23 protein-coding genes are annotated in these 23431 nt (G+C 73.1%); 12 read left to right on the forward strand and 11 right to left on the reverse strand.

The window, feature by feature from the left end; genetic code table 11:
* Positions 1–81: 81 nt before the first annotated feature.
* The 7 genes from IEY78_RS02270 to IEY78_RS02300 all read right to left on the reverse strand — a co-directional run bounded on the left by IEY78_RS02270 (position 82) and on the right by IEY78_RS02300 (position 6604).
* Complete coding sequence (locus tag IEY78_RS02270; protein ID WP_189095811.1) at positions 82–1017, reverse strand: phosphatidylinositol-specific phospholipase C; 936 nt, start codon at positions 1015–1017, stop codon at positions 82–84.
* Between the two features lie 147 nt (positions 1018–1164).
* Positions 1165–2127, reverse strand: a complete 963-nt coding sequence (egtD, locus tag IEY78_RS02275; RefSeq protein WP_189095812.1) for an L-histidine N(alpha)-methyltransferase — start codon at positions 2125–2127, stop codon at positions 1165–1167.
* Positions 2124–2879 carry an ergothioneine biosynthesis protein EgtC gene (gene egtC, locus IEY78_RS02280; protein ID WP_189095813.1) on the reverse strand — a complete coding sequence of 252 codons (756 nt, stop codon included), beginning with the start codon at positions 2877–2879 and terminating at the stop codon, positions 2124–2126. The genes egtD and egtC overlap by 4 nt, the downstream gene beginning before the upstream one ends.
* A gap of 37 nt (positions 2880–2916) precedes the next feature.
* A complete protein-coding gene (egtB, locus tag IEY78_RS02285; protein ID WP_189095814.1) occupies positions 2917–4236 on the reverse strand; it encodes an ergothioneine biosynthesis protein EgtB in 1320 nt (439 codons plus the stop codon).
* Positions 4233–5510, reverse strand: a complete 1278-nt coding sequence (egtA, locus tag IEY78_RS02290; protein ID WP_189095815.1) for an ergothioneine biosynthesis glutamate--cysteine ligase EgtA — start codon at positions 5508–5510, stop codon at positions 4233–4235. The genes egtB and egtA overlap by 4 nt, the downstream gene beginning before the upstream one ends.
* 424 nt (positions 5511–5934) lie before the next feature.
* On the reverse strand, positions 5935–6201 hold the full coding sequence (locus IEY78_RS02295) for a hypothetical protein (RefSeq protein WP_229699653.1): 267 nt from the start codon (positions 6199–6201) through the stop codon (positions 5935–5937).
* 82 nt (positions 6202–6283) lie between these two features.
* Positions 6284–6604 carry a hypothetical protein gene (locus IEY78_RS02300; RefSeq protein WP_189095816.1) on the reverse strand — a complete coding sequence of 107 codons (321 nt, stop codon included), beginning with the start codon at positions 6602–6604 and terminating at the stop codon, positions 6284–6286.
* A 525-nt stretch (positions 6605–7129) separates the two neighbouring features.
* On the opposite strand from IEY78_RS02300, the gene IEY78_RS02305 reads away from it, so the two are divergent.
* The gene (locus IEY78_RS02305; RefSeq protein ID WP_189095817.1) at positions 7130–7612 is read left to right on the forward strand and encodes a phosphatase domain-containing protein; all 483 of its coding nucleotides are present in this window, start codon (positions 7130–7132) and stop codon (positions 7610–7612) included.
* Between the two features lie 89 nt (positions 7613–7701).
* On the opposite strand, the gene IEY78_RS02310 is transcribed toward IEY78_RS02305, so the two are convergent.
* Positions 7702–8178 (reverse strand): SRPBCC domain-containing protein, encoded by a 477-nt coding sequence (locus IEY78_RS02310; protein ID WP_229699654.1) that lies wholly within the window; start codon positions 8176–8178, stop codon positions 7702–7704.
* A 202-nt stretch (positions 8179–8380) separates the two neighbouring features.
* Positions 8381–9826, reverse strand: coding sequence for a glyceraldehyde-3-phosphate dehydrogenase (locus tag IEY78_RS02315; protein WP_189095819.1), 1446 nt, complete (start codon positions 9824–9826; stop codon positions 8381–8383).
* Between the two features lie 248 nt (positions 9827–10074).
* Here IEY78_RS02315 and IEY78_RS02320 point away from each other — a divergent pair, with 248 nt between their 5' ends.
* The 4 genes from IEY78_RS02320 (at position 10075) to IEY78_RS02335 (ending at position 14764) form a co-directional block, all read left to right on the forward strand.
* Positions 10075–11145, forward strand: coding sequence for a glycosyl hydrolase family 18 protein (locus IEY78_RS02320; protein WP_189095820.1), 1071 nt, complete (start codon positions 10075–10077; stop codon positions 11143–11145).
* A gap of 222 nt (positions 11146–11367) precedes the next feature.
* A complete protein-coding gene (locus tag IEY78_RS02325) occupies positions 11368–12366 on the forward strand; it encodes an NADPH:quinone oxidoreductase family protein (RefSeq protein ID WP_189095821.1) in 999 nt (332 codons plus the stop codon).
* Positions 12363–13610 carry an acyl-CoA dehydrogenase family protein gene (locus IEY78_RS02330; RefSeq protein ID WP_189095822.1) on the forward strand — a complete coding sequence of 416 codons (1248 nt, stop codon included), beginning with the start codon at positions 12363–12365 and terminating at the stop codon, positions 13608–13610. The genes IEY78_RS02325 and IEY78_RS02330 overlap by 4 nt, the downstream gene beginning before the upstream one ends.
* Complete coding sequence (locus IEY78_RS02335) at positions 13607–14764, forward strand: acyl-CoA dehydrogenase family protein (RefSeq protein ID WP_189095823.1); 1158 nt, start codon at positions 13607–13609, stop codon at positions 14762–14764. Before IEY78_RS02330 ends, IEY78_RS02335 begins: the two co-directional genes overlap by 4 nt.
* 27 nt (positions 14765–14791) lie before the next feature.
* Here the strand turns inward: IEY78_RS02335 and IEY78_RS02340 are convergent, their stop codons facing one another.
* Positions 14792–15334 carry a Ser-Thr-rich GPI-anchored membrane family protein gene (locus tag IEY78_RS02340; protein WP_229699655.1) on the reverse strand — a complete coding sequence of 181 codons (543 nt, stop codon included), beginning with the start codon at positions 15332–15334 and terminating at the stop codon, positions 14792–14794.
* 203 nt (positions 15335–15537) lie between these two features.
* On the opposite strand from IEY78_RS02340, the gene IEY78_RS02345 reads away from it, so the two are divergent.
* A complete protein-coding gene (locus tag IEY78_RS02345) occupies positions 15538–16902 on the forward strand; it encodes a hypothetical protein (RefSeq protein ID WP_189095824.1) in 1365 nt (454 codons plus the stop codon).
* Positions 16903–16905: 3 nt separating this feature from the next.
* On the opposite strand, the gene IEY78_RS02350 is transcribed toward IEY78_RS02345, so the two are convergent.
* Positions 16906–17448 (reverse strand): cell wall hydrolase, encoded by a 543-nt coding sequence (locus tag IEY78_RS02350; protein ID WP_189095825.1) that lies wholly within the window; start codon positions 17446–17448, stop codon positions 16906–16908.
* A gap of 103 nt (positions 17449–17551) precedes the next feature.
* Here IEY78_RS02350 and IEY78_RS02355 point away from each other — a divergent pair, with 103 nt between their 5' ends.
* From IEY78_RS02355 to IEY78_RS02380, 6 genes are all read left to right on the forward strand, one after another.
* Entirely contained in the window at positions 17552–18781 is a 1230-nt protein-coding gene (locus tag IEY78_RS02355; protein ID WP_189095826.1) for a S1 family peptidase, read from the forward strand.
* Between the two features lie 217 nt (positions 18782–18998).
* Positions 18999–19472, forward strand: a complete 474-nt coding sequence (locus IEY78_RS02360) for an acyl-CoA thioesterase (RefSeq protein ID WP_229699656.1) — start codon at positions 18999–19001, stop codon at positions 19470–19472.
* A 72-nt stretch (positions 19473–19544) separates the two neighbouring features.
* Positions 19545–20450, forward strand: coding sequence for a LysR family transcriptional regulator (locus IEY78_RS02365; RefSeq protein ID WP_229699694.1), 906 nt, complete (start codon positions 19545–19547; stop codon positions 20448–20450).
* Between the two features lie 182 nt (positions 20451–20632).
* Positions 20633–21802, forward strand: coding sequence for a CaiB/BaiF CoA transferase family protein (locus IEY78_RS02370; RefSeq protein ID WP_189095828.1), 1170 nt, complete (start codon positions 20633–20635; stop codon positions 21800–21802).
* 52 nt (positions 21803–21854) lie between these two features.
* Positions 21855–22661, forward strand: a complete 807-nt coding sequence (locus IEY78_RS02375) for a crotonase/enoyl-CoA hydratase family protein (protein ID WP_189095829.1) — start codon at positions 21855–21857, stop codon at positions 22659–22661.
* 12 nt (positions 22662–22673) lie between these two features.
* Positions 22674–23411, forward strand: a complete 738-nt coding sequence (locus IEY78_RS02380) for an acetoacetate decarboxylase (RefSeq protein ID WP_189095830.1) — start codon at positions 22674–22676, stop codon at positions 23409–23411.
* Positions 23412–23431: the final 20 nt, after the last annotated feature.

The raw sequence follows: 23431 nt of genomic DNA on the forward strand, positions 1-23431 counted from the left end.
ACCCGTCACATCCGGGGTCCGGTAGGCCGGATGGCCGGGTCGTGCCGTGCGGGACGGCGGCGGGGCGCGGCGGCGGTTCCGTTAGGCCGGTCGGGTGAGCCGGACCGCCTGCCCCGCGAGGTTGTGCGCGATCAGCACCTCGGCCAGCCCGGCCTCGTTCGGGAAGTCCATCGGGACGATGCCAAGGCCCGTCCAGCGGCTGCCCTCCGGGCCCGTCAGCAACGCCTTGACCTGCGGGTTGAGGCGGTCCGCGTTGGAGCGGGGCGGGAGCCAGGCGGAGGTGCTGACGTAGTTGACGAAGAGCTTGCCCGGCTGGGTGGCGGCCTTGCGGAACTGGGCCTCGATCTTCGGGTACTTCCCGAACGGCTCCGCCATGTAGTCGTCCTGGACGTCGAAGAGCTGCGGATCGGCGTAGCGGACGCCGCCCAGGCCGTCGGAGTCCGCCAGCAGCACGACCCGGCCGCGGGCCTGCCCCAGCGTCGGCAGCCCGCCGTCCAGGCGGAACAGCGGCCGGTAGCCCTTGTCGTCCAGATAGCTGACGAAGATCCGGCGGAAGTCGTCGGCGGAGACCTCCGAGTACTCCTGCTTGACCCGCATCAGCACCGTCTCGGAGGGGTGCGCCTGGAGGAACGCCCGGCAGGCGTTGAGCACATCGCCGAACATCAGCTGCTGGTAGAACGCGCCGTGGTGGATGGCGAAGACGCCGTCGATGGCCCGGCAGCGGACGTCCAGGAAGCGGATGCCGGAGGCGAGTTGGGCGTCCACGGCGGTGTTCTGGCAGGCGACCCAGGGGCCGCCGATCCGGGCGCCGGAGTCATGGGTGCCCGGAATCGTCAGCCGCTGGACGGGGGTGGCGTCGCCGAGCGCCGACATCCAGTCCTGTACGGACACCGCGGTGCGGCGGCGCCGGGCCGCGCTCGCCGTGGACTGCCCGCTGCCGAGGCCCGTCAGCACCCCGGCGGCCGACAGTCCGACCGCGCCTCTGAGGAACCCCCGCCGATCCAGTCCCAGCCCCATGCCGCTTCCCCTGTCCGTCGAGTCTGCGTGCCCCCGCACCGGCCGCTCCGGTACGAAGCTGCGATCGGGGCATCGAACCACATCGACCGTGGACATGACACCCGGCCGGCGGGACCCCCTGGTCACACCGGCCGGGTGGCGAAGCGCTCAGACGCGGAAGGCCAGGGACAGTGCGAAACGGTCCGCGCTGTCCGTCCACCAGCTGTCCAACTCCAGTCCGGCCGCGGCGAGTTCCGCGCGCACCCCCTCCTGGCGGAACTTGGCCGAGACCTCGGTGCGCATCTCCTCGCCCGCGGCGAAGGTCACCGCGAGATCCACCCCGGGGACCTTCACCGTCAGGTCCTTGCGGGCCCGCAGCCGCATCTCGATCCACTCCTGCTCGGCGTCCCACACGGCGACGTGGTCGAAGTCCGCCGGATCGAAGTCGCCGCCCAGCTCGCGGTTGATGACCTCCAGGACGTTCTTGTTGAACGCGGCGGTCACCCGCTGCGGATCGTCATAGGCGGCCACCAGGGTGGCCTCGTCCTTGACCAGGTCCGTGCCGAGCAGCAGGGCATCGCCCGGCGACAGCATGGCGTGCACCGAGCGCAGGAAGGCCGCGCGCTCCTCCGGCAGCAGATTCCCGAGCGTGCCGCCGAGGAAGGCGAGCAGCCGCGGCCCGGGGGTGTCGGGCAGCTCGATGCCCCGCTGGAAGTCGGCGACCAGCGCGTGCACGGTCAGTCCGGGGTGCTCGGTGAGCAGCGCCTCACCCGCCGCGGCCAGCGCCGATTCGCTGACGTCGATGGGCACATAGGTGTGCAGCGAGCCGAGCGCGCCGATCAGGTGGCGGGTCTTGTCGGACGAGCCGGAGCCCAGCTCGACCAGCGTGCGGGCCTGCGTGGCCGCGGCGATGTGGTCGGCGCGGGTGAGCAGGATCTCCCGCTCGGCGCGGGTCGGGTAGTAGTCCGGCAGCTTGGTGATGTCCTCGAACAGCTCGCTGCCGCGGGCGTCGTAGAACCACTTGGGCGGCAGCTGCTTGGGACTGCGGGACAGCCCCTGCGTGACATCGGCGCGCAGCGCGGCCGCGGTGGCGTCGGCGGGGAGGGTGCGGGTGATGCTGAGGGGGCTCACGTGGCGGGCTCCTTGAGCGGGGTGAGGTGGACCTCGGTCCGGGTGGCCCGCAGCAGGGTGCGGTCCGGAACCTCCGTCCAGTGGGGGGAATCGTCGTACGGTTCGGAGGCGACGGCCGTGCCGCCCCCGGGGACGGCCAGGTGGCAGAGCGTGTCGCCCCAGGCGGTGGCGGCGATGGTGGTGCCGTCGGTGAGCAGCAGATTGAGCCGGGATCCGGGCGCGGCGGCGGCGACGGCCGTGACCGTGGCGGCCAGCGCCTCACCGGGCTCGTCGCCGCGCTCCAGGCGGTGGCGCACCAGCGCCCACAGGAACGCCGCGTCGCAGCGGGCCGGCAGCCTCAGCAGCTCGCCTGCGGGCAGCTCCGCGGCCAGCGGGGCGAGCGAGGCGGGCCAGCCGGTCACCGCGCCGTTGTGGCTGAACAGATAGCGTCCGGCGGCGAACGGCGCGGCCGCGGCCTCGGCGTCCGCACCGGCGACCGTGGCGTCCCGCACGGCGGCGAGCAGCGCGCCGGTGCGCACCACCCGCGCCAGATCGGGCAGCTGCTCGTCGGCCCAGATCGGCCCGGCCCGCCGGTAGCGGGCGGGCACCGGGTCGCCCGGCGCGTACCAGCCGACGCCGAAGCCGTCCGCGTTGACCGTGCCGTGCCGCTGGTGGCGCGGCGCCCACGACTGCCGGTAGAGGCTGTGCGGCGGGGACAGCACCAGCCGCTCGACGGGTATCTCCGGTCCCAGATAGGCGAAATGACGGCACATCAGCTATCGGCCTCCCGGGCCGGCCGGGCGGTGCGCCTCATGCGCCCGCCTCCGGGTCGGCGTCGCGGGCGGTACGGAAGCCGGCGAAGATCTGCCGCCGCACCGGCAGGTCCCAGTTGCGGAAGGTGCCCCGGCAGACGACCGGATCGACCGCGAACGACCCGCCGCGCAGCACCTTGTACTCGTCGCCGAAGAACACCTCGGAATACTCCCGGTAGGGGAAGGCGGCGAACCCCGGGTAGGGCAGGAAGTCGCTCGACGTCCACTCCCACACGTCGCCGATCAGCTGCCGGACGCCCAGCGGGGACTGCCCGTCCGGGTAGCTGCCGATCGGAGCCGGCCGCAGATGCCGCTGGCCGAGGTTGGCGTGGGCCGGTGTGGGGTCCTCGTTGCCCCAGGGGTAGCGCCTGGCCCGCCCGGACACCGGGTCGTAGCGGGCGGCCTTCTCCCACTCGGCCTCGGACGGCAGCCGCCGCCCCGCCCAGCGGGCATACGCGTCCGCCTCGTACCAGCTCACGTGCAGCACCGGCTCGTCCGGCGGCACCGGCTCGGTCACCCCGAACCGCCGGCGCAGCCATTGACCGCCGTCCCGCTTCCAGAACATCGGGGCGCGCAGCCCGTGTTCCTGTACCTGCGCCCAGCCCTCGGGGGTCCACCAGCGCGGATCGTCGTAGCCGCCGGCCTCCAGGAACCGCTGGTAGGCGCCGTTGCTGACGGGGGTGGTGTCGATGAGGAAGGCGGGGACCAGCCGGGGGTGCGCGGGCCGCTCGTTGTCCAGCGCCCAGGGCTCGGTGGAGGTGCCCATGGTGAATGGGCCGCCGGGTATCAGGACCTCGGCCGGAATGATCTCGTCCGTGACGGGCGGCGGCTCGGGCGCGGTGAGCACGGCGGGGCCGCTGCGCAGCTGGTGGGTGATGAGCATGGTCTCGTCGTGCTGCTGCTCGTGCTGGGCGATCATGCCGAAGGCGAAGCCCGAGTCCAGCAGCGGGCCGCCGTGCAGCGGGGTGCTCTGAAGGATGTCCAGCACCCGCCCGCGGACCTCGGCGACATAGCCGTGCGCCTCGTCCGGCGCCAGCAGCGGCAGCGAGGGGCGGCTGGCGCGGGGGTGCTCGAAGGCGTCGTAGACGGAGTCGATGTCGGGGCGCAGCGCGTCACGGCCGCCGACGGTGCGCAGCAGCCACTGCTCCTCCTGGTTGCCTATGTGCGCCAGGTCCCACACCAGGGGGGACATCAACGGGGAGTGCTGGGCAACGAGATCGGGATGCTCGACGCAGGTGGTCAGCAGGCGGGTGCGGTCGCGGGCGGCCAGCAGCGCCGAGGCAGCCCGCTCACGAAGGAGCTCGGGGTCGATGGTCACTGGCTGTCCTTCCCAACGATGAGGTCGCCCTCCGCGGCGTACAGGGCGTCGAGATGGTCGTCCGCGGGGCAGCGGCCGCGGGCCACATAGCGCTCGGTGAACGCCGCGACCGCCGCGCACACCTCGGGCGAGGCGCCGAGCCGCGGCAGGGCCTCCTGCGCGGCGGCGAAGCAGGCCACCGCGGCGGAGTGCAGCTCGGGGTCGGTCAGCGCCCCGCGGGCGGCGCGCCGCCACAGCGGATTGCGCGGCGCGGGCCGCGCGCCGGCGGTCTCCGCGAGGGGCTTGACGACGCGGTAGGCGCACTCCGTGGCCTCCGGGTCGTCGAACAGCGCGGCCGTGACGGCCAGCGGCACGATCCACCCGGCCTCGCCCGACTGCGCGTCGATCATGCGCAGTTCCAGATGGCCGCGGGGGCGCACCGGCGGGAAGAGCGTGGTGACGTGGTAGTCCAGATCCTCCTGGGTGGGCGGCCGGGGGACGCCGGTGCGGGCCCACTCCCGGAAGGTGAGCCCCTCCGGCGCGTCCCAGGGGCCGTCCTCGGCGCGGATGCACATCACCGGCGCGTCCATGACGTAGCGCACCCAGGCGGCGCGCGGGTCGGGCCCCTGCGGCGGGGCGAGCGTACGGGCCGGGTCGAGCTGGGACCAGACGACCTGGCGGGTGGTGCGGTAGCCGGTGGGGCAGCCCTCACTGGTCGGCGAATTCGCGAACGCCGCGGCCAGCACCGCGCCCAGCAGGTGGGCCAGCAGCCAGCGCCGGCCGTGCCCGAACGGGCCGGGCTCCTCGTACCCGGCGTCCACGCACACCTGCACGGAGGCGGTGGCGCACATCATGGACCGCCCGGCCGACCCCCAGCGGTCGAAGTACGCCTCCATGGCGTTGTAGCGGGGCTCGGTCAGCACCCGCTGCGGGCGGTGCCAGGGGTTGTGGCCGTGGCCGGCCATGCCCAGACCCATCGCCCGCATGGCGGGGCGGACCAGGGCGAGGTCGGCGGTGACGGCCTCGATGCAGCCGGTCAGGGAGGTGGCCGGGGGCGAGCTGAGCTCCAGCTGGCCACCCGGTTCGAAGGTCAGCAGGGAGTTCAGGGGAAGGGCGCGCAGGGTCGTGGCGGCGCTGCGCAGCCGGGCCGGTTCGACCGGACATCGGGGGTTGCGCGCGTCGTGGACCAGCCATTCGATCTCGACCCCGAGACGGCTCGGCGGCCCGGTCTTGAAGCATATTCCGCGCAGGTGAGCCTCAAGCTCCGCTTCCGTGACAGCAGGTCGTGCGGGCATGGAATCCCTCTCCCTCGTGGGGCGGCGGCAGGATTGCCGCCCTCCACCTAATCTCTTGCGGGCGATGCGCTCAAGGGCGCATCCGCCGCCAGGACGGCGGCGGAGGGGCTCTCCCCGGGCCGACGGGCCGTCCGGACCGGGAAGCTTCCGAAGGGTGCCGCGGCGCCTCCGGGGCGCCAGACGGCCGCTCCGCCCGCCGTGGGGCCCGGCGACCGGCCGGGTGGCCGGCGGACGGGGGCGCGCGGAGCGTACGGCTGTTCGAGTGAGTGTGCGGTGGGGCGTGCCGTGACGGTGGCTTCCCGTGCGCTTTCACGCGGCCGCGGAGGGATCCGGCCGGCCCGCCTCGTGCCGTACGGGCGCGGCCCTCGCCCCGTGACGCCACCGCGGCGAGCGGACGGATTCCCCTCCGCCGGGAAGCGGCCGCTCATACCGTGAAGTAGTCGTTCCAGGCGTCGACGAGCGCTTGGCGGACCGCCTGGTCGGCCTGCTGTGCCGCCTGATTGAAGGTCCCGGTCACGCCGTAGTAGTAATAGGCTCCGTCGTTCGTCGCCATATGGTCGTCGGCGGGGTTGTCGACGTGGCGGCTGAAATGGAGATTCGCGAACGCCGCCGCGGCGGAACAGATGTAGTACACCCAGTTCCCGGTCCGGTTCTCCATGGCATTCGTGATACGCCAGTTGTCCATGGGCATGCTGATCCCATCCCCCTCTTTCGCTGCCGGTTCCGCTCTTACCGCTTTCGCTCCTGTGCGCTTTCGCCGACGCGTCCGCGGATCAGACCGCGGACAGCGCGATGTCTCCCGTGGTGCTGACCGTCATGCGGTAGTCCTGCGGGCTGTGCTCGACCTTGGCGAGGACGACCTCGCCCCGGCCGTCGTCCCACTGCCCCTTGATCTTCCAGTCGTCGTCCCAGATGATGCACCGGCCCCGGCCGGTCTGCACGCTCAGCGGCTTGTCCTTGTGCTGCGAGATCCACGCGTAGGCGTCGCTGTACGACCGCGGGGACACCGACTCGCTGTCCCCGGCGTGCTCCTCGTTGACGAAGGACACGAACGAGTTCGACTGGTTGTCGCAGCCCTTGATTCCAGTGGTCATGCGGTATCGATTTCCTTTCGCCGGTCATCGCGAATTCGACGTGCCGGCCAGGGCGGTGGGTTCGGAATCGCCGAATGCCGCGCCTTCGGGCCGGACGTATCTGGGCACAGCACAAAAACTACCCAGGCTGCTGTCCATTCGCGGGGCAACGGAGGGAATCGGCTGGAAAGTTGATCCTGGCCGGTTGGGGGCTCTTGCGCAGAACCGGAATGGCGAATGTCATCTGCCGTGGCCGCAGAGGCTTTTGTGCCGCCGTTTTCCCGCCCGCGCGCCCTCTTCTGCCCTCTCCCGCCCTCTTCCGCGCCTTTCATGGGCCCGGGTATCGCGCCCCGTATCGCCCTCGCGTACCCTCGGCTGTCCCTCGTACGGGGAACCGATTCCGTCCGACCCGTCCGGTCCGTCCGACCCGCGGCCACCCCGGCCGAGGCATCCGGCGAAGACGACCGAAACGAAGCGACGGAACGCGGACCACGGAACGCAGACCACGCGACGAAGGCAACCGAAACGAAAGAGGACGGCAACGGCATGACGGCACGCCCCCTGGCGGTCTTTGACCTGGACGGCACGCTCGCCGACGCCACCCACCGGCAGCACCTGCTGGAGGGCACCCCGCGCGACTGGAAGGCCTTCTTCGCCGCGGCCCCCGAGGACCCGCCGCTCGCCGAGGGAGTGGCCCTGGCGCTCCGCGACGCCGAGGACTGCGAGGTGGTCTACCTCACCGGCCGTCCGGAGCGCTGCCGCCGCGACACCCTGGCCTGGCTCACCCGACACGGCCTGCCCGAGGGCCGGTTGTGGATGCGCCCCGACCACGACCGGCGCCCGGCCCGGCACACCAAGCTGGAGATCCTGCGCCGGATCGCCCGCGACCGCCAGGTCCGCCACGTGGTCGATGACGACGAACTCGTCTGCGACGCCTGCGAGAAGGCCGGCTTCCCGGTGACCCGGGTCCACTGGTCCACCCCGTCCGACACCCTGCGCGACGCCCAGCAACGGGCGGGACGCACCTAGGGGCTGGCTGCCCGGGCTGCCGTTCGGGCTGGCTTCAAAGTCCCGCACGGCGCCGGTTGAGCCTCACCCAGCTGCCGTGGGCCGCCAGGTCACCCGCCGGAGACCAGCCCGGCCAGGTGGCGCAGCGAGTTGTGCAGGTGCTCGGGGCCGAACGGCGGGAACTGGATGTACTCGCGGACGGGATCGGGCACCGCGGACCAGTCGTAGGTGAGCGTGACCTCGGTCTCGGAGGGGCCGAGCGGGGCGAGGTCGTAGCGCCAGGTCCAGCCGCCGAACTGCAGGCGGCCGTCGTCCTTCTCCGTTCCCGTCCGCCAGCCGATGGCGCGTGGCGGGTCGATTACGTGGACCTGGTTGGCCACCCGGTAGTCGCCGTCGGGATGGTTGCGGTGGTACATGTCCATCCGGAAGACCTGCCCCACCTCGGTCAGTGGGGCCCGGTCGGCGGCCTCGCGCACCCAGCCGGTGCCGTCGATCGCGGCATGGGTCGTCGGGTCCGCCAGCACGGCGAACACCCTGGCCTCGGGCACGGCGACCGTCAGGGTGGCGCTCACGTTCTCCTGGTCCACGGCGGGCACGCTCCTCGTCCTCGTCTCTCGCCTCCCGCAGGCGCGGAAGGGGCCATTCTCCCGTGTGGACGACGCGGCGGGGCGGAACTCATCGGTCGCGGGGGGTGAAACGCGCAAGGGCGGGTGGCGGTGGGGGAGCAACCGGTATCGGCTGCCGCCCCACTGCCACCCGCCCCGCACCGGGCGTCTCGGTCCGCCGAGGTCAGACGACCGGGGCCGGGTACGTCGGGTACTCCACCCCGGAGACGTGCTGGACGACGCGGATGACCTGGCAGGAGTAGCCGAACTCGTTGTCGTACCAGAGGTAGAGGATCGCGTTGTCGCCCTCGACCTTGGTGGCGCCGGCGTCGACGATCGAGGCGTGGCGCGAGCCGATGAAGTCGTTGGAGACCGCGTCGGGCGCGCTGGTGAAGTCGATCTGGCGCTTGAGCGGCGAGGTCAGCGACACATTGCGGAGGTAGTCGAGGACCTCCTCGCGGTCGGTCTCCCGCGCGAGCTGGAGGTTGAGGATCGCGATCGAGACGTCCGGCACCGGGACGCGGATCGAGCTGCCGGTGATCTTCGCGTCCAGGTCGGGCAGCGCCTTGGCGACAGCCGAGGCGGCACCGGTCTCGGTGATGACCATGTTCAGCGGCGCCGAGCGGCCGCGGCGGTCGGAGTTGTGGTAGTTGTCCAGCAGGTTCTGGTCGTTGGTGAACGAGTGGACGGTCTCCACGTGGCCGCGCAGGACGCCGTACTCGTCCGCCATCGCCTTCAGCGGCGGGACGATCGCGTTGGTGGTGCAGGACGCGCAGGACAGGATCTGCTCGTCCGGCTTGATCGAGTCGTGGTTGACGCCGTGGACGACGTTGGGCACGTCGCCCTTGCCCGGGGCGGTCAGGACGACCTTGTCGACGCCGGGGCGCAGGTGCTTGGAGAGGCCCTCGCGGTCGCGCCACTTGCCGGTGTTGTCGATCAGGATGGCGTTCTTGATGCCGTACGCCGTGTAGTCGACCTCCGACGGGTCGCTCGCGTAGATCACCTTGATCTCGTTGCCGTTGGCGATGATCGAGCTGTTCGCCTCGTCGACGGTGATCGTGCCCTGGAACTGGCCGTGGATCGAGTCGCGGCGCAGCAGCGAGGCCCGCTTGACCAGATCCTGCTCGCCACCCTGGCGGACGACGACGGCGCGCAGCCGCAGGCCGTTGCCGGAGCCGGCCTTCTCGATGAGCAGGCGGGCGACGAGGCGGCCGATGCGGCCGAAGCCGTAGAGGACGACATCGCGCGGCTCGCGGCGCTCGATCTTGTCGGTGCCCGTGGCGCCGGCGACGGCCTCGGCGGTGAATTCCTCCACCGACAGTCCGCGGTCGTCGGTGCGGTAGGACTCGGCGAGGATCGCGATGTCGATCTGCGACGGGCCGAGGTCGAGCGTGGTGAGGGCCTGCAGGAACGGCAGCGTCTCGGTGATCGAGAGCTCCTCGCCCGCGATCTGCCGGGCGAAGCGGTGCGTCTTGAGGATGCTGACCACCGACTTGTTCACCAAGGAGCGGCTGTGCAGCAGGACCGTGACGTCCCGCTCACGGTGCAGCTTCCCGATGATCGGGATCATCGACTCCGCGATCTCTTCGCGGTTCTTCCAGTTGGTGAACGAGTCGTCATTGACAGTCACAGGTTTATCTTTCGAGCTAGGCGGTGCTCATATGCTAACCCGACGCCTGTTCGCTCCTTCAAGGGGTGCCATCGTGCGGGCCCGCCGGGAAAGGGTCCCTGGTCACCGCGGGTGCGGGCGGGGCGGCCGTGGGAGGGCGCCCGTGTCGCGCCCGGGGGCGGCCCACCATCGCGCCCGCCACTCCGCTCACCTCCCCGTTCGGCGCATCTGACGGTGCGTCAGTACCGTTGCCGGGTCACGCTCGGATCATGGAACAGGCTTCGGGCTCCCGGCTGCGCACCGGTCTTGCGCTCCTCCTGGCCGTAACGGCGCTCCTGGTGCCCTGGTCCCCGGCGGCCGCCGTGCCCAAGGAGTCGAGGGACGGCGGCCGCACCGGCTCGGCCTGGCTCCCCTACTGGGGCGACATCGACGCCGCCTACCGCGACGCGCTGCGGCACGCCTCCCAGCTGCACACGGTCAGCCCGTTCTGGTACCAGGCCTCCGCGGACACCGCCGTCGCGGGGCACGAAGGGGCGGGCCGGCGCGGGATCATCGACGGGCTGCACGACGCCGGGATCGATGTCGTCCCCACTGTGACCGAGACCCTCGGCGCCGAGCGGATGGCCGAGCTGATGCATGATCCGCAGCGGCGCGCCGACCATGTGGAGGCCCTGCTGGGGATCATGGACAGCAGGCCGTACGACGGGCTCGACCTGGACTACGAGTCGATGGCGCTCACCCACGACAAGAAGGTCCGCGCGCGGGTGCGCACGGGGTACAGCGCGCTCGTCCGGCAGCTGTGCGCGCGGCTGCACGCCCGCGACGCGCAGTGCGTCGTCACCGTGCCCGCCCGGGTCCGCGGGGCCGGCAAGGCCTTCGACTACGAGCAGCTCGGCCGGTATGCCGACCGGGTCCGGATCATGGGCTACGACCTGCACTGGTCGGGCGGCGAGGCCGGGCCGCTGTCCGCCCGGGACTGGTACGGCGAATTCCTGCGCTACGCCACCGACACCATCCCCCGGGACAAGATCGAGGTGGCCTTCCCGGGCTACGGCTGGGACTGGATCACCGGCGTCACCGGCCATGCCGCGCACCGGACCTGGAAGGAGGTCGAGGCGCTGCGCGAGCGGGAGGACGCGGACTACCTCTTCGACGAGCGCTCCGGCACCCCGCACTTCACCTACCGCAAGGACGGCGACGACCACGAGGTCTGGTACCAGGACGCGCGCGGTGTCCGGGAGCTGATGCCGCTGCTGCGGAAGTACGGGGTGCGCGGCACCGGACTGTGGGCGCTCGGCTTCGAGGACCCGGAGACCTGGGCGGCGCTGCGCGGCGAGTAGCCGTGCCGGTGGGGGAGCGTCGGGGGCCGGGGAGCATCAGGGGGCGGGCGCCCACCCCCGGCCCGCCCTCGTCCGGTGCCGTCGCCCGGGTGTCGTCGCCCGGTGTCGTCGCCGGGTGGCGGAGACTGTTCCCTCGGGGATACCGACCGCTTAGTATGCCACTGGCGAGGGGGTCGGTGTGCCCTTCGCCCCACCGCGTATCCAAGTCTGTGGAGGCACCAGGTGAAGGCATGGCGCGTACACGCGAACGGCGAGCCGCGTGAAGTGATGCGGCTGGAGGAGGTGCCGGATCCGCAGCCGGGCCCCGGACAGCTGCTGCTGCGGGTGCGGGCCGCCAACATCAACTTCCCGGACGCGCTGCTGTGCCGCGGGCTCTACCAGGTGCGGCCGCCGCTGCCGTTCACCCCGGGTGTGGAGGTCTGCGGCGAGGTCCTCGCCGTGGGGGAGGGCGCCGCCGGTGACCTCGGCGCGCGGGTGCTCGCCCAGCCGCCGCTGCCCGACGGGGGACTGGCCGAACTTGCCGTCGTCGACGCCGCGACCGTCCGGCCCGCCCCCGAGGCCCTGGACGACGCCGAGGCCGCGGCGCTGCACGTCGGCTACCAGACCGGCTGGTTCGCCCTGCACCGCCGGGCCCGTCTCCAGCCGGGCGAGACGCTGCTGGTGCACGCCGCCGCGGGCGGCGTCGGCAGCGCGGCCGTCCAGCTCGGCAAGGCCGCCGGCGCGCGGGTCATCGGCGTGGTGGGCGGAGCGGAGAAGGCCCGGGTCGCCCAAGAGCTCGGCTGCGACCTCGTGCTCGACCGGCGCCGCGACGACCTCGTGGCCGCCGTCAAGGAAGCCACCGGAGGCCGCGGCGCCGACGTCGTCTACGACCCGGTGGGCGGCGAGGCCTACGCCAAGTCCGTCAAGTGCATCGCGTTCGAGGGCCGGATCGTGGTCGTCGGCTTCGCCGGCGGCGCCATCCCCACCCCGGCCCTCAACCATGCCCTGGTGAAGAACTACGCGATCCTGGGCCTGCATTGGGGCCTGTACCAGACCAAGGAACCGGCCGCGATCGACGCCTGCCACGAGGAGCTGACCAAGCTCGCCGCGCAGGGCACCGTCAGGCCGCTCATCGGCGGGCGGGTCCCGCTCGCCGCGGCCGCCGACGCCGTCCAGCGGGTCGCCGACGGGACATCCGTCGGCCGGCTCGTGGTGCTCCCCGGAGCGGAGGAGGCACGATGACCGACGCCGCTGACCTGCGGCGGCGCACCGCCGCCCTGCTCGCCGCGCACCCGCCGGCCGGCACCGACCGACTGGACTTCCTGCGCGCCCGCTTCGACGCCGGACTCGCCTGGGTCCACTTCCCCGAGGGCCTCGGCGGACTCAGCGCGCCGCGCTCCCTGCAGTCCGTCGTGGACGCCGAACTCACCGCCGCCGGCGCCCCCGACAACGACCCGGGACGGATCGGCATCGGCCTCGGCATGGCCGCGCCGACCATCCTGCGCTTCGGCTCCGAGGAGCAGCGGCGGCGCTGGCTGCGCCCCCTGTGGACCGGCGAGGAGGTGTGGTGCCAGCTGTTCAGCGAGCCCGGCGCCGGCTCCGACCTCGCGGCGCTGGCGACCCGCGCGGTGCGCGACGAGCAGCACGCCTCCCACCCGGGTGAGGCCGGGGGAGACTGGATCGTGGACGGCCAGAAGGTCTGGACGTCCAGCGCGCATCTGGCCCGCTGGGCCATCCTGATCGCCCGCACCGACCCGGCGGTCCCCAAGCACCGCGGCATCAGCTACTTCGTGTGCGACATGACCGACGCCGGCGTCGAGGTGCGGCCGCTGCGGCAGATCACCGGCGAGGCCGAGTTCAACGAGGTCTTCCTCACCGGCGTCCGGATCCCCGACGCCCACCGCCTCGGCGAGGTCGGCGAGGGCTGGAAGGTCGCGCAGACCACGCTGATGAACGAGCGCGTCGCCATCGGCGGCGCCCGCATCCCCCGCGAGGGCGGCATGATCGGCGTCGCCGCCGAGGACTGGCGCGCCCGCCCCGAACTGCGCACCCACGACCTGCACCAGCGGCTGCTGACCCTGTGGGTCGAGGCCGAGGTCGCCCGGCTGACCGGCGAACGGCTGCGTCAGCAGATGTCCCCCACAGCCGGTTCCGGCCGGGCGGGAGCCGCCCCCGCGCCCCAGCCCGGCCCCGAGGGCAGCGGGATGAAGCTGGCGTTCGCCCGGCTCGCCCAGCAGATCAGCGGCTGGGAGGTGGAGTTCCTCGCCGAGGACGGGCTGGCCTACGACGACTGGACGATGCGCCGGCCCGACGGCGTCGACTTCACCGGCCGCGAGGCCGGCTACCGCTACCTCCGCGCCAAGGGGAACTCCATCGAAGGAGGCACCTCGGAAGTGCTGCTCAACATCGTCGCCGAACGCGTGCTGGGGCTGCCGCCCGAGCCGCGCACCGACAAGGACGTCGCGTGGAAGGACCTGCCCCGATGACCGACGCGACACCGCGCCCCGGCGCCCCGGCGCCCGACCCGGACCTGCTGTACTCCGAGGACGAGGAGGCGCTGCGCGCCGCCGTCCGCTCGCTGCTCGCCGACCGCTGCGCCCCGGCCACCGTGCTGGCCGGCCTGGAGTCCGGCTCCGCCCACGACACCGGCCTGTGGCGGGCGCTGGCCACCGACATCGGCACCGCGGGACTGCTGGTCCCCGAGAAGCTCGGCGGACACGGCGCGAGCGCCCGCGAGGCCGCCGTGGTCCTGGAGGAGCTGGGCCGCTCGGTGGCGCCCGTGCCCTATCTGACCAGCGCCGTGATCGCGGTGACCGCACTGCTCGGCTGCGGCGACGGCGCAGAGGTCACGGGGCCGCTCGCCGCGCTCGCCGCCGGCCGCACCATCGGCGTGCTGGCCCTCCCGCTGCCCACCGCTCCCGGCGCCCCGCCGGACCTCGCCGTACGGGCCGCGGCCGACGGCACCCTCACCGGCCGGGTCACCTCGGTTGCCGACGCCGCCTCGGCCGAGCTGCTGCTGGTCCCCGCCGAGGGCCCCGACGGGCCGGCGCTGTACGCGGTCGCGGCCGCGGCGGAGGGCGTGCGCACCGAGACCGTCACCCCGCTCGACCTCACCCGCCCCCTCGGCCATCTCGCCTTCGACGGCGCCCGCGGCCGACTGCTGGCCACCGGGGACCGGGCCCGGGCCGCCGTGGAGCGCGCCCTGCTCACCGGCGCCGGGCTGCTCGCCTCGGAACAGCTGGGCGTGGCCGAGTGGTGCCTGGCTGAGACCGTGCGCCACACCGCGGGGCGCACCCAGTTCGGCCGTCCCGTCGGCTCGTTCCAGGCGCTCAAGCACCGGATGGCCGCGCTCTGGCTGGAGGTCGCCTCGGCCCGTGCCGCCGCCCGCTACGCCGCCGACGCGCTGGCCGCCGACAGCCCCGACGCCCCGGTGGCGGTGGCCGTCGCCCAGGCGTACTGCGGGCCGGTGACGGTGCGCGCCGCCGAGGAGTGCGTCCAGCTGCACGGCGGCCTCGGCATGACCTGGGAGCACCCGGCCCATCTGTTCCTCAAGCGGGCCAAGAGCGATGAACTCGCCCTCGGCTCCCCGGGGCGGCACCGCAACGCCCTGGGCCCCCTGGTCGGCATCGACGCACCGTAGGGCGGGCCCGGCCCCGCCCGGCGGCGGTCACGCGGTGACGGCGAAGGTCCGGCTGACACCGCGGACCGCGCCGTCGCCGGCGGTGGCCACCTCCAGGAAGTACCGGGGGCCCGGCGGCACGTTGGGCAGCGTCACCAGCGCCTCGCCGTGGCGCCCGGCACCGGCCCGGGGCGCCACCACGGACACCCGCTCCGCGGGGCCGTTGCCGTTGTCTGCCCACAGCCAGATGTCCACCTGCTCACCCGTGGTGTTCGTCCACGCCACCGTGGTGCTGCCGTTCGCCTTGTAGTCGACGCCCGGCGCGGGGGCGGTCACCACGATCCGTCCCTTCGGGGGCGAGAAGTAGCGCCCGTCGTCGGCTTCGGCGGCGGGTGCGCCCAGGGCCGAGGTGGCGGCCCGTGCGGCCGAGCCCGCATGCCCGGACACCGCCGCCACCGCACCGTCCTCCCGCGGCCGGCTCTTCACGGCCTCGGGGTGCGACGGCGCCAGCGAGATCACCAGCATGCATCCGACGGCGGTGGTGGCGACGGCGACGGCCAGATTGGTGGCCATCGAGGTGGCCCTGCACATCGTCTCCTCGTTTCCTCGGGGGAGGGGCGAGCGGGTACATCCCCGGCACTTCGATCATCAAAAACGACGCGCTGAGCGATCACCTGGATGGACATCCCCGGCGCGACAGGCTCGCCACCGTGCAGGAAAATCCCCCGATGTGAACGCTGCCGGCCGCTACATCGGCGATGTCGGGAAAGTTCGGTTCGGGTAGCGTCGAACACATGAAGACCGCAACTCGTCGTGCTCTGACCGGACCCGTTCTGCTGCTGGTGGCCCTGCTGCTGGCGGCGGCCGGGGCGATGGCACCGCAGGCCCGTGCCGCCGGGGGGCTCGACGACGCCGCGGCCGCCCTGAAGAAGGGCCCCGTCTACGTCGATCCGCGCGCCTCGGGCCAGCTCTCCGCCGCCCAGGCCGACAGCCTGGCCAAGAAGATCAAGGACGCGGACAAGCCGGTCTTCGTCGCCGTGCTGCCGCGCACCGCCGACTTCCCGCCGCAGACCCTGCTGAAGGACCTGCGCACCAAGGTCGGCATCAGCGGCGTCTACGCCGTCGCCCTCGGTGACGGCTTCAATGCCGGCGCCGACCCGCGGGTGATGTCGCACGCCTCCGTCCAGAACCTCGTCGGCTCGGTCAAGCGCTCGGGGTACCCGACGGTCAGCGCCCGGCTGAACAGCTTCGTCGACTCCGCGGATCAGTCGGCGGGTGGGCAGGCCCCGTCCTCCTGGGGCGGCAGCGGCGGCTCCGGCCTCGGCACCGGCACCGCGATCGGGCTCGGGGTGCTGATCGTCGTCGGCGGTGGCGGCGCCTACGCCCTCGCCCGGCGCAGCCGCAAGCGGCGGGCCGAGGCCGAGCGGGCCGCGCTGGAGGACCTGCGGGTCGTCGTCGACGAGGACATCACGGCCTTCGGCGAGGAGCTGGACCGGCTCGACTTCCACCCCGCTGAGCCCGGCGCCGACGACGCGATGCGCGCGGACTACACCCGCGCCCTGGACTCGTACGAGGGCGCCAAGTCCGCGATGGCCGCGGCCCGGCACCCGGGCGAGGTGCAGGCCGTGACCCAGGCCCTGGAGGACGGCAGGTTCTCGCTGGCCACCCTCGCCGCGCGCCGGACCGGCGAGCCGCTGCCCGAGCGCCGACTGCCCTGCTTCTTCGACCCACGCCACGGCCCGTCCGTCGTCGATGCCACCTGGGCACCGGCGGGCGGCGCCCAGCGCACCGTGCCGGTCTGCGCCGCCGACAAGAGCCGCCTGGACGACGGCCGCGAGCCGCTGGCCCGCACGGTCCGCACGGAGAGCGGCGACCGCCCCTACTGGGACGCGGGACCGGCCTACGGCCCCTGGGCCGGCGGCTACTTCGGCGGCGGTCTGCTGCCCGGACTCCTCGTGGGCACGCTGCTCGGCAACGTCATGATGTCCTCGGACGCCTACGGGGCCGACTTCGGCGGCGGCGTCGACGGCGGGGACTTCTCCGGATCCGACTTCGACCCGAACGGCTTCGGCGGCGGCTTCGGTGACGGGGGCGGGTTCGGCGACGGCGGTGGCTTCGGCGACGGTGGCGGCTTCGGCGGGGGAGACGGCGGCTTCTAGCGGTCAGCGGCCCGTCGTGCGCAGCACCCGCTTGGCGCCGAGGAACCGCCGGTAGCGCGGCCGCGCCGCGAAGTCGGCGAAGCGCCAGACGGCGGGCCGGCCCACCTCCCGGCACAGATGCAGCACCTGGTCGGGCCCCCAGAGGACGCCCACATGCGCGCCGTACCCCGGGGGCCGGCCGGCGACCGGGCCGCCGTCGAACAGCACCAGGTCCAGCGGTCGCGGACGGTCGGCCCGCCGGGTCGCGCGGTCGTCCGCCCAGAGCTCCGCGGAGCGGAACGGCGGTACCGGCAGCCCGAAGTGGCCGAGCACGGCATAGGCGTAGCGCTGGCAGTTGGCGCCGCCGGCCAGGTCGGCGAAGGCGCCGGGGGCGGGCGGGCCGGCGGCACCGGCGGTCCCCTCCGGGGTGTGTGACGGGCATTCAGGTGTCCCGGCTCCCGGATGGCGGGCACCCGAGTAGGTCACCTTGCGCAGCGCCTCCGGCAGCCGGGAGAGCGCTATCGCGCCGTCGGCGGCGGGGACTTGGCGGCGGGGCTCGTCGGTCATCCGGTCATGCTGCCCGGGGTCGCCCTCGTGCCGCACGTCGTGGTGTCGCGCAGGCTCGCTCCATCGGATCCGACGTGCACCCGACACCGCGAGGAGACCCCCGATGGAACGCCGCTTTCGCCTGGCAGCCCTCTGGGGCGCGACCGTGGCCGCCGTCCTGGTGGCGGCCGGCCCGATCGGACCGGCACACGCCGGGCCCCGGCCCGACCCGTCGCCCCAGCCCGCGCCGCGCGGCATGCTCGACGCGATGCGGCGCGACCTCGGGCTGTCGGCGGCGCAGGTGCGGACCCGGCTCGCGCAGGAGGCCGAAGCGCACCGCTCGGTGGCCGCCGTGCGCCGGGCGCTGAGCGCGCCGCCCGCCGGCATGTGGTTCGATCCCGCGACGGGGCGGCTCGTGGTCGCGGTCACCGGCGCCGCCGACGCGCGGAGGGTACGGGATGTCGGCGCGGTGGCCAGGACGGTGCCGCACAGCCGGGCCGCGCTCGGCGGGCTCGTCCGCCGGATCTCCCACCGGGCCGGCCACGGCGTGCCGGGCGTCACCGGGTGGGGGGTGGACGAGCGCGCCAACGGAGTCGTGCTCCGGGTCGCGCGCACCCGGCGCGGCCCGCGGACCGACGCCTTCGAGCGGACCGTCCGCGGCCTCGGTGCGCGGACGAGGATCCCGGTCACCGTCGAGCGCAGCGACCAGACGCCGCGCCAGCAGGGCGGCTCGGTGGTGGGCGGCGAGCGCTGGATGCCCGGCAGCGAGGGCATCTGCTCCATCGGCTTCTCGGTGACCGGGCCGGGCGACTTCCAGGGCTTTCTGACGGCCGGCCACTGCACCCTCACCCCCGACCAGGCCGCCTACGGCAAGGACGGCAGCCTCCTGGGGATGTCCAACCAGGGCGGCGGGCACAGCGTCAACGGGCGCGAGGGCGACTTCGGGCTGGTCGGGGTCGACGGGCCGGGCTGGACCGTGAGCGCGAACGTGGCGGGCCAGGGCGGTACGCCGGTCGCCGTCACCGGCTACCAGGAGGGGCTGGTCGGGATGTCGATGTGCCGCTCCGGGCAGAGCAGCGGCTGGCACTGCGGGCAGATCACCCGGGTCGACCAGACCGTGGACTACGGCAACACGGTCATCGAGGGCCTGTCGTTCACCAACGCCTGCTCGGCGCCCGGCGATTCGGGCGGTTCGTACGTCACCCAGCCCAGCGCCCCGATGGCGCTCGGCGTCCACTCCGGAGGCGGCCCCGCCACCTGCGGCAACTTCGGCGGCCCCACCCTCACCATCTTCCAGCCCATCGGCGAGGCCCTCACCAAGTGGAACCTCCGCCTGAAAACGGGCAGCCCCTGACGGGCGCGGCTGGGCTCGGTTCGGCTCGTACGGGCCCGGCCGCCGGTGCCTCGTGGAAGACCGGGTCGTATCGGTTCTTGCGCGCCTCAAGAACACCACAAGGGCGTGCCGGATCTGAGCACTTCGTCCCGCTCTCCGGATGATCGTCGACATGGTGGTCGGCTCGGCCTAGGGTCGGCTCTCGGTCAGGGGACAACCTTCGGCGAGCGGAGCGATCGTGGCGGATGTGGCGGGTACGGCGGCGGGCACTGCCGATGAGGGGGCGGAGCCGTTCGCCGTGGGCATTACGGTGCGTGGCTATGAGACGGACACTCAGGGGCATCTCAACCAGAGTGTGTATCTCCAGTACGCCGAGCACGCCCGCTGGTCGCTGCTGCAGGCGAGCGGGATCCGGCAGAGCACCATGGTGGACCGGCGCATCGGCCCGGTGACCATCGAGACCACCATCCGCTACCGGCGGGAGCTGCGGGCCGGGGACGAGACCGAGGTGAGCTGCGCGTTCGTCTGGGGCGAGGGCAAGACGTTCCGGATCGAGCAGACCGTGCGCACGGCGGACGGGGTGGTGGCCGCTGAGGTGAGCGCCGTCTGCGGACTGCTCGATCTGACCACGCGCAAGCTGCTGGCCGACCCGCGGGCGGCCTTCCGTGAACTGGCCGACGACCCCTCGCTGCTGGGGCTCCCGGCGGAGTGACGGGCGTGCCGTGCGCGGCGCGCCCGGGCCGTGGGGCGCGCCGGCCGGCGCGGGTAGTGTGGGCGCGTGGACATGCTGCACCTGCGCTACTTCGTGGCGGTGGCCGAAGAGCTGAATTTCTCCCAGGCGGCACGCAGGTTGCACATGGCGGCCTCGCCTCTGAGCCAGCGGATCAAGGATCTGGAACGCGAGCTGGACCAGACGCTCTTCGACCGCACCACGCATCATGTCGAACTGACCCCGGCCGGCGCCGCGTTGCTGCCTATGGCGCGCGAGGTGCTCGAACGCGTCCATGCCATACCCTGGCGGCTGCGGGAGGCTGTTAGTCCGCAGCGCGCCACCCTGCTCATCGGCATGCCGTCCGGGGTGCATCCCGCGCTCCGCGGCCGGGTCCGGGAGCTGGCGGAGGCCTGCCGGGAGACCTGCGAACTCAAGCGCTGGCCCGGCCGCTCCGGTGGTCTGGCCGAGGCGGTCCGGGACGGACGGCTGGCTCTGGCGCTGGTCCGGCTGCCGGTCGCCGGTGCCGGGCTCGGCCTCATCGAGGTCATGCGCGAACGGCTCGGGGCGGCCGTGCCCGCCGACCGGTTCGAGGGCCGGGAGTCGGTCACCCTGGACGAACTGAAGCAGTTCCCCTGTGTGACCATCGCGTCCGAGGCCCTGCCCGCGTATTTCGACGAAATCGATACCCGGCTGCATTCCGCGGGTCTGAAGAAGAGAATTCGCCTCAACAGTTCCGATTACGCGGGGACTTCGGAACTGGTTTCCGGGGGAATCGCCTTCACGATGACGATGCTGTCGCCGGACAGTCCGATGCATCGGCACCGGCTGGACAATGTCACCGTGCTGCCGGTGGTGGACTTCCGGGCCGAGTTGGCCACCGGGCTGCTCTACCGCAAGGACCGGGCGGAGCCGGGCGGCGACCTCGAAGCGCTCGTCGGCGCGTCGCGGCGCATCTTCGCCGAGGAGCTGTTCGCCTGAGCCGGTGCGCGTCCGCACTTGCGCCCGCACCCGCACCGTCCGGACCCAGGGCTATGACCGCTAAGGGTATGACCGCTGTGGTCATGCCCTTCTTCGTTTCTTGATCGTTCTCATTCCACCGTGTCGCGCCTACTGTCGAAGTCAGAAAGATTCGCAGTACATCTACTTCTGGTGGGAGCGACATGGACGCCACGACCGAAAGCGCCGACGGCCCGTTGGACGGCGTGCGGGTGATCGATCTGTCCACGGTGGTGATGGGTCCCTACGCGGCCCAGATCCTGGGCGACCTGGGTGCCGACGTCATCAAGATCGAGTCGCCGTCGGACACCGTACGGTCGGGCCCCTACCGCATCACGCCCGGGATGACTCCGCTCAACCTGAACGTCAACCGCAACAAGCGCAGCGTCTCCTTGAACCTCAAGGACGAGACCGACCACGCGCGCGCCCTCGCCCTCATCGGCACCGCCGACGTGCTGATCACCAATATGCGCCCCGGCGCGCTGGCCCGGCTCGGCCTGACCCATGCCGATCTCGCCGAGCGCCACCCCGGACTGGTCTACGCCCACGCCCAGGGCTTCCGCGGCGACTCCGCCCGTGCGGGCCACGCCGCCTACGACGAAACGGTGCAGGCGTCCTCCGGCCTGGTGGACGTGGCCAACCGGGCGCTGGGCCGGCCCGTCTACCTGCCGACGATCATCGGTGACAAGGTCGCCGCGCTGACCATCGTCTATTCGGTGCTGGCCGCGCTGGTGCACCGCGACCGCACGGGGCGCGGCCAGCACATCGAAGTCCCCATGACGGACACCCTGCTCGCCTTCAACCTCGTGGAGCACCTGTCCGGCCATGTCTACGAGCCGGCCGAGGGCCCCACCGGTTTCTCCCTGTCGATGAAGCGCGGCCACCAGGCCGTCCCCACGGCCGACGGGCTCGCCTGCATCGTGCCGTACTCCCCGCAGAACTACCGCGACTTCTTCGCCGCCGCCGGCCGCCCCGATCTGGCCGCGGACCCCCGGGTGGCGGGCCCGGCCATCGAGGACGCCGACGTCGACCCGCTCCTGGAACTGGTGGCCCGCTCCGCACCCGCCCTGACCACCGCGCGGTGGGAGGAGGTCTGCGCCGAGCACAGCATCCCGATGGCGCCGGTGCTGGAGCTGGACCGGGCGGCCGACGACCCCTACGTCCGTGAGGGCCACCTCCTCGACCTGGTCGAGCACCCGAGCGAGGGCCCGATCCGCTCGATCGGCATCCCCGTGCGCTACTCGGCCACCCCGGGCTCCGTCCGGCGGCCGGCCCCGCTGCCCGGCCAGCACACCGATGAGGTCTTCGACGAACTGGCCGCGGTCCGCCGGTGACGGCCGTACACCCCGCCGCCCCCGCACACCCCTGACCCCGAAGGGCCCGCACATGACCGCCGCACCCGACACCACCCCCGCCCCTCGCCCCGACACCTCCCGCGTCGTCCGCACCGAGCGGATCGGCACGACGCTCCTCATCACCCTCGACCGGCCCCGCGCCCGGAACACCGTCAACGCCGCCATGGCGGCCCAACTCGCCGCCTCGGTCGATGAATTGGAGGATGATCCCGCGCTGCGGGTCGGCGTGCTGACCGGGGCCGAGGGCACGTTCAGCGCCGGGATGGACCTCAAGGCCGCGCTGTCCGGTGAATCGCCGGAGATACCGGGCCGCGGGTTCGGCGGGCTGACCGAGACCGTGACGGCCAAGCCGCTGATCGCCGCCGTCGAGGGCTGGGCCATGGGCGGCGGCTTCGAACTCGCCCTGGCCTGCGACCTGATCGTGGCCGCCGCCGATGCCCGGTTCGGCCTGCCGGAGGTCAAGCGCGGCCTCGTCGCGGCCGGCGGCGGGGCGATCCGGCTGCCCAAGCGGATCCCGTACCACCTGGCCATGGAGCTGCTGCTGACCGGGGAGCCGATGTCCGGCGAGCGGGCCGGCCAGCTGGGGATCGCGGGCCGGGTCGTCGCGGCCGGTGAGGCCGTCGCCACGGCACTCGAGTGGGCCGCGCGGCTCGCGGCGAACGCCCCGCTCGCGCTCGCCGCCGTGAAGCAGATCGTGCACGCCGCCGACGGCTCGCCCGAGCCGGCCGCCTTCGCCGCCCAGCGCCGTCGGACGGCGGCCCTCGCCGCCTCCGCCGACGTACGGGAAGGCATGACGGCCTTCGCCGAGCGCCGCGCCCCCGTCTGGCAGGGAAAGTAAGGAGAGCAGCTCATGCAGCAGCACGACGTCGTCCGGCACCACGCCACCCCGCTGGGGAACCCGGCGTATCCCCCCGTCAACCCGCGCTTCACCGACCGCGAGTACCTCAACATCGTCTACCGCACCGACTACGACGCGCTGCGCGCGGTGGTCCCCGAGCCGCTGGAGATCGACGAGCCGCTGGTCCGCTTCGAGGTGATGCGGATGGGCGATGTCTCCGGGTACGGGCCCTACACCGAGTCCGGCCAGGCCATCCCGGTCCGCTACGAGGGCGAGCGCGGCGAGTACCTGCACGCCATGTACCTCGACAACTTCCCCGCCACGGTCTCCGGGCGCGAGGCGAGCGCCTATCCGAAGACCGCCGGATCACCCGCCCTGTACGTGGACCACGGCGCGCTCGTAGGCGTCCTCGACCACGGCTCGGTCCGGGTGGCGACCGCCACCATGGGCTACAAGCACCACGAGCTGGACCCCGAGGAGGCGGCCGCGCAGATCACCGTGCCGACCTACCTGCTCAAGCTGGTGCCGGGCTACGACGGGGCGCCCCAGGTGGCCCAGTTGGTGCGCACCCGGATCACCGACGTGGTCGTCAAGGGCGCCTGGACCGGCCCCGCCCGGCTGCAGCTGTGCGCGCACGCCCTCGCCCCGATGGCCGATCTGCCGGTGCGCGAGATCGTCTCCGCCAGCCACCTCCTCACCGACCTCACCCTGGCGCCGGTCACGCCGGTGCACGACTACCTCGCCCACTGACCCGCGTACGGAAGGAAGCC

Source organism: Streptomyces kronopolitis, assembly GCF_014646275.1.
GTDB classification, from domain to species: domain Bacteria; phylum Actinomycetota; class Actinomycetes; order Streptomycetales; family Streptomycetaceae; genus Streptomyces; species Streptomyces kronopolitis.